A 1368-nucleotide genomic window follows, 5' to 3' on the forward strand; every position below is an offset into this window, starting at 1 on the left:
GACGCACGGAGGCCCTGGTCGATGACGTGATCGTCTTTGTCGATGAGGTTGAACAGGCGTCGGATCTCGGCGATCGAGAGCGCGACCAAGTGGCGGGCCCGGGTGGTCATGGTGTGCGGCTTGTCCACAGGTCGCGCTGCTCTTTTTTTGCTTGGTGTCTCATCGCCGCGAGGAATGCCATGGCGAGCATCGACAGAGTGATATGCCGGTACCAGGCGTGGTGGAGACGGACCTGGTAGTTGTCCAGCCCTGCTTCATTCTTGGCCGCTTCAAAACATTCCTCGATCGGCCAGCGGGCACCGATGACACGGACAAGTTCTGCCAGTGATTCTCCGCGCGGGTTGTAGCAGTGGAAGTAGCCGAGTTCACCGTCTGAGATATTCCGCCGGAACACATACTGATGGCCGTCACCGGCATCGACCAACGCCCAGTCGTAGACCCGGAAACCCTTTGTGCCGATTCCACAGGAACGACGGGACCAATCGTGGCGCTTCAGTCGGGATGCGACATGTTTGACCAGCGTCGGCATGTCGGATGCCGAGGAGATACCGCCGGTGACGATATCGGTGTTCTTCGGCACGGCCATCGCATAAGCGATTGCTTCGGCTTCCAGATACGAGCGTAGCCCCGGATTCTGCCCGAACTCCTCGTCCGCGGCGAACCACGCGAACGGTACCCCGGCCACCACCGCCCGCTCAATCATGGCCTGAACCTGCTTTGGGCGGGTAGCGAACGTCACGTCCTCCGGCACGCGCGCCTCGGCTCGACGCTCGGGATCAGCACACCACGACTCATCGGGCATGTACAACTCCCGGTCAATGAGCACCCGATCGCCAGCCGTATTGGCATAGGCCAGGAACACGCCGATCTGACAGTTATCGATCCGCCCCAGAGTCCCCGAATACTGACGCTGAACACCCGCCGATTTATTTCCCTTCTTGGCAAACCCAGTCGGGTCCGCGATCAGCACGCCGCGCGGATCAGCGAAATGCTCCATCGCGTACACGCGTACCAGATCCCGCGCCTCATCCGCATTCCAGGGTGACAAGTTCAACAACCGCTGAAGCGCCTTCGGCTCCGGATCCCCGGAATACTCCGCGATCGTCCAGCCGTTCTTCCGTTCCAGCGGGGCGATCAACCCGCGCACATAATGCCGAGCATGCGCACGCGAATCCGTCCGGTAGAACAACCCGTCAAGACGCGCGCACACATCCCGAAACTCCTGATCCCACGCAGCCAGATCTTCCCGAGTCGCACCGCCCGCGACGCCAGCCCGCCCAGCAGAAGGAATGGTCACACGCAAACACTCGCACAACCAGCAGCCGATATCACGAACCGACACGCAAAGATCTAGCTCTGTAGTACTAG

Annotated in this window: 1 protein-coding gene; it reads right to left on the reverse strand. The window is 60.9% G+C overall.

Features of this window, described 5'->3' with window-relative positions:
* Nucleotides 1–106 precede the first annotated feature (106 nt).
* Complete coding sequence (locus tag QMK34_RS47445; RefSeq protein ID WP_326421623.1) at nt 107–1240, reverse strand: IS701 family transposase; 1134 nt, start codon at nt 1238–1240, stop codon at nt 107–109.
* Nucleotides 1241–1368 lie beyond the last annotated feature (128 nt).

It is taken from the genome of Amycolatopsis sp. H20-H5 (assembly GCF_035828755.1).
In the GTDB taxonomy this organism is placed as follows: Bacteria; Actinomycetota; Actinomycetes; order Mycobacteriales; family Pseudonocardiaceae; genus Amycolatopsis.